Source organism: Stenotrophomonas sp. Ste96, assembly GCF_024519495.1.
Lineage (GTDB): Bacteria > Pseudomonadota > Gammaproteobacteria > Xanthomonadales > Xanthomonadaceae > Stenotrophomonas > Stenotrophomonas bentonitica_A.
The window spans coordinates 1-3,812 of sequence record NZ_JALJRX010000020.1; the positions used below are offsets into that span (position 1 = coordinate 1).

A 3,812-nucleotide genomic window follows, 5' to 3' on the forward strand; every position below is an offset into this window, starting at 1 on the left:
CATGTGGAGCAGCGGCACCGGCTCGGAAGTCATGCGCCGCATCGCCGCACCGATGTTGGGCGGCATGGTCTCTTCGACCGTCCTCACCCTGGTCGTGATTCCGGCGCTGTACTCGCTGATCAAACAGCGGCAGCTGGCCAGGAAGCTGCCGACACCCGCCGCGCTGCCGGTGGAAGTGCCGTGATGCGGCGCACGTCCAACGTAAGCGGGCAATGTCGGTCCGCAGGTGCGCGGGGGCCGTCTCTGGAGCATCGAGCCTTTGTAGATGGAATCGCGCCAGTCGCGCTTGACCTGTGTGCGAGACACAGGTCTAGCCTGCTCAGCATCTTTCCAGGAGTCGGCCAATGATGTCCAAAGACGAAGCAGGCCCGCCTCTGATGACAGTACGCCAGCTGGCACAGCGGGGCGATGTCACGGTGCATGTGGTGCGCAACTATCTGCGGCGCGGCCTGCTGCAAGCAGCCACGCAAACAGAGAGCGGCTACCAGCTATTTTCAGCCTCGGAGCTCCAGCGCCTGCACTTCATTCGTACGGCGCAACAGCTCGGTTTCACGCTGGCGGAAATCGAGGAGATTATCCGCCGCAGCCTGGTGCGACATAGTCCCTGCCCGCTCGTGAGGGACATCATTCGGCGCAGGCTCGACGACACTCGCCAACAACTGGACACGCTGCTGGCCATGCACGGACGGATGGAGCAGGCCATCCACGCCTGGGAAACGCTGCCGGACTCCATTCCGACTGGCGGCGATGTCTGCGCATTGATCGAGGCCGTTGCCGCGACGCAAGGCGGCAAGTTCGTCAAGTCCACCCCGCGACGACTCCTCGGACGTCGCCTCACTCGGGAGAATTTGCCATGAATCGTCTCAACCCAATCACTACCGGACTGTCTCTGGCCATTACCGTGGGACTGCTCTACCTCATGTGCGCGCTTGTGGTCGCGTTTGCCCCCGGCGCGTTTATGGCAGCGCTCGGTCTGGTCGCGCACAGTCTGAATCTCGCCCCGTTGATGCAGCAGGTGGCGCCGATGAGCCTGACCGCCGTGCTGGTGGGCCTGCTCGTCATCATGGCTTACAGCTTCATCGCCGGGCTGCTGTTCGGCCTGGTCAACAACGCGTTTGCCCGCAGCCGGAATCGTTGAGTCATCGCGCACCGTGTCCATCTCGTCGCGGGTGCGCGCTGGCTTCCCATCCTGTTGCTGCTCGCCGGTCCGCTGATCCACAGGCGGTCCGCGCGCGCAGATCCGATCTCCCGGCCGTCCGCGGCGCGTCCGGGTCACGCCACCCGATCGCCGCCTACCGAGGGTATCGCCATGACTGCCAACCGTACTCAAAACACGCCCGGATCCCGACGTTGGGTCTTCTGGATTTTCCTGGCGTTCGCCGTGTTCTACCTGGGCGTCGAACATCGTGCACACCTCGCAGGAATGCTCCGCTGGTTGCCTTTGGCCATCCTGCTGCTGTGCCCGTTCATGCACATGTTCATGCACAAGGGGCATGGAGGTCACGGGCGCGGCGGCAATGCCGACGACAAACCCAATGGCAGCCCCGACAGCCGTGGCAAGCCCGCAATGACCGACGAAAGGTCCGACACCCCACATGGAGGACACTGACATGCATGCATCTGAAAATGGCTATGGCCTGTGGCTCCTTGCGGCCATCAACGCCGCGTTATTCATCTTCTTTGCCTGGAGCTTCTACAAGCCGTTGACCCGGTGGGACTGGCGGGGATTCGGGATGTTCTCCGCCTTCGTCGTGGCCCTGTTCGCGGAAATGTATGGTTTCCCGCTGACGCTGTACGTCCTGGGCGGCTGGCTCAGCGCCAACTATCCGCAGGTGAACTGGCTCAGCCATGACGCGGGCCATCTGCTGGAGATGTGGTTCGGCTGGCGCGCCAACCCGCATTTCGGTCCATTCCACATGGCGAGTTTCGTCCTGATCGGCGGCGGCTTCTGGCTGCTGTCGGCAGCCTGGCCCGTGCTGTACCACGCACAGCGAGAGGGCCGGCTCGCCAGGGAGGGCGTGTATGCGCGTATGCGCCACCCGCAGTACGTCGCCTTCGTGCTGGTGCTGAGCGGTTTCCTGCTGCAGTGGCCCACGCTGCTCACGCTCGCCAGCTATCCGGTGCTGGTGTGGGCCTATGCCCGCCTGGCACGCCGTGAGGAAAAAGACTGCCTGAGCCGCTTTGGCGACGACTACGTCCGCTACATGCAGCAGGTGCCGGCCTTCATCCCGCGACTCCGGCGCGGCCCCGCCCCATCCCAAGGAGAAGCCCCATGACGCACGTCCACGAACCCACGGTGCGCACGCGCACCTGGCCTATCGGCGACATGGTCAGTACCGGTTGCGCGCGCACGCTGGAGAAGGCTGTGGCCGCGCTGCCTGGAGTCAATGCCACCCGCGCCAATTTCGCCACCGCGACCCTGCAGGTGTCCTACGATCCGGCCCGCCTGTCGTCGGGGGCGGTCGCCACCGCGATCCGCAACTGCGGCTTCCGATGCGACGCACCGATGGAGGATGCCGACCCGGCCGCAGGGGCACTTTCCCATCCTTCGCAGGCCGGGCACGGACAGAGTCCGGCCGTGCAGCACCCTGCCGCCGCCCACGCCGGCCACAGCGATGACGTCAAGGCTGCGGGGGGCCACGACGCCCACGCGGGCATGAACCACGGCAGCGATCTGCACGCCGCGGCGCGCGATATGGGCCGCCGCTTCCTCGTCGCCCTAGCGTTCGCGATCCCGGTGTTTCTGTGGTCGCCCATGGGCGGTCTCATGGAGCCGCCGCCGGTGCCGTTCGGGCTGCGCGACAACGTCTGGCTGTTCCTGCTGGCGACCGGCGCGGTGCTGTATCCGGGCTGGCCGTTCTTCAGCGCAGCGATCCGTTCGCTGCGCCGCGGTGTACTGGACATGGCGGTCCTGGTGCTTCTCAGCGTAGGCACCGGATATGGCTTCAGCATCGCGTCGACGTTCTTCTTCGACGGCCCCAACTTCTACGAGGCCTCGGCGGTCCTGTTGACGTTCGTCCTGCTCGGCCACTGGCTCGAGATGCGCGCCCGCGCCGGCGCCTCGGACGCGATGAAAGCACTGCTGAAGCTGTCCCCGCCCCGCGCGGTGGTGCGCCGCTACGGCCAAGAGCTCGAGATCCCCACTGCCGAAGTGCTGGTTGGCGATATCGTGGTGGTGCGGCCCGGGGCCAAGATTCCGGTCGACGGCATGGTCACCGAAGGCAGCTCGCAGGTCGACGAATCCATGCTGACCGGCGAGTCGATGCCGGTGCGCAAGGACCCGGGTGCGTCGGTGGTCGGTGGATCGATCAACAAGAGCGGCGCGTTTGCCTACACCGCCACCAAGATCGGCAGCGACACGGCATTGGCGCAGATCATCAAGCTGGTCCAGACCGCGCAGAACTCCAAGGCGCCCGCGCAGCTGCTCGCCGACCGCGCTTCGCAGTGGCTGGTGCTGGCCGCGATCGTGATCGGGCTGCTGACGTTCGCGGTCTGGTTCTGGTGGCTGGGACAGCCGCTCCTGTTCGCGCTCACCCTGACGATCACCGTCTTCGTCATCGCCTGCCCGGATGCGCTCGGCTTGGCGACGCCGATGGCGATCATGATCGGCACGGGCCTGGGCGCACGCCACGGCATCCTATTCAAGCATGCCGAGTCCATCGAGAAGAGCGCACGCCTGGACGTGGTGATCTTCGACAAGACCGGCACCCTTACGGTCGGCGCCCCCGAGGTGGTCGACATGGCGGTCGCTCCAGGTTGGACGCAGGAGCGGTTGTTGGGCACGGCTGCCGCGGTCGAAGCGCACTCCGAGC

At 65.8% G+C, this 3,812-nt stretch carries 6 protein-coding genes; all 6 read left to right on the plus strand.

Features of this window, described 5'->3' with window-relative positions:
- Nucleotides 1-184, plus strand: a 184-nt coding sequence (locus OC373_RS18525; protein ID WP_261998255.1) for an efflux RND transporter permease subunit, incomplete at its 5' end; no start/stop codon positions are given.
- A 163-nt stretch (nt 185-347) separates the two neighbouring features.
- Nucleotides 348-857 (plus strand): MerR family transcriptional regulator, encoded by a 510-nt coding sequence (locus OC373_RS18530; protein WP_160298435.1) that lies wholly within the window; start codon nt 348-350, stop codon nt 855-857.
- Entirely contained in the window at nt 854-1,138 is a 285-nt protein-coding gene (locus tag OC373_RS18535; RefSeq protein ID WP_152663673.1) for a DUF5676 family membrane protein, read from the plus strand. Before OC373_RS18530 ends, OC373_RS18535 begins: the two co-directional genes overlap by 4 nt.
- A gap of 171 nt (nt 1,139-1,309) precedes the next feature.
- Entirely contained in the window at nt 1,310-1,609 is a 300-nt protein-coding gene (locus tag OC373_RS18540) for a DUF2933 domain-containing protein (protein WP_080341468.1), read from the plus strand.
- 1 nt (nt 1,610) lies between these two features.
- The gene (locus OC373_RS18545) at nt 1,611-2,276 is read left to right on the plus strand and encodes an isoprenylcysteine carboxylmethyltransferase family protein (RefSeq protein WP_046272515.1); all 666 of its coding nucleotides are present in this window, start codon (nt 1,611-1,613) and stop codon (nt 2,274-2,276) included.
- Nucleotides 2,273-3,812: heavy metal translocating P-type ATPase (locus tag OC373_RS18550; RefSeq protein WP_261998256.1), on the plus strand; the 1,540-nt coding region annotated here is incomplete at its 3' end. The genes OC373_RS18545 and OC373_RS18550, both read left to right, overlap by 4 nt.

Excerpts from the sequence above, each read along its gene's own strand:
- OC373_RS18530 (WP_160298435.1), top strand. The coding sequence starts at position 348 with ATGTCCAAAGACGAAGCAGGCCCGCCTCTGATGACAGTACGCCAGCTG.
- OC373_RS18535 (WP_152663673.1), top strand. The coding sequence starts at position 854 with ATGAATCGTCTCAACCCAATCACTACCGGACTGTCTCTGGCCATTACC.
- OC373_RS18540 (WP_080341468.1), top strand. The coding sequence starts at position 1,310 with ATGACTGCCAACCGTACTCAAAACACGCCCGGATCCCGACGTTGGGTC.
- OC373_RS18545 (WP_046272515.1), top strand. The coding sequence starts at position 1,611 with ATGCATGCATCTGAAAATGGCTATGGCCTGTGGCTCCTTGCGGCCATC.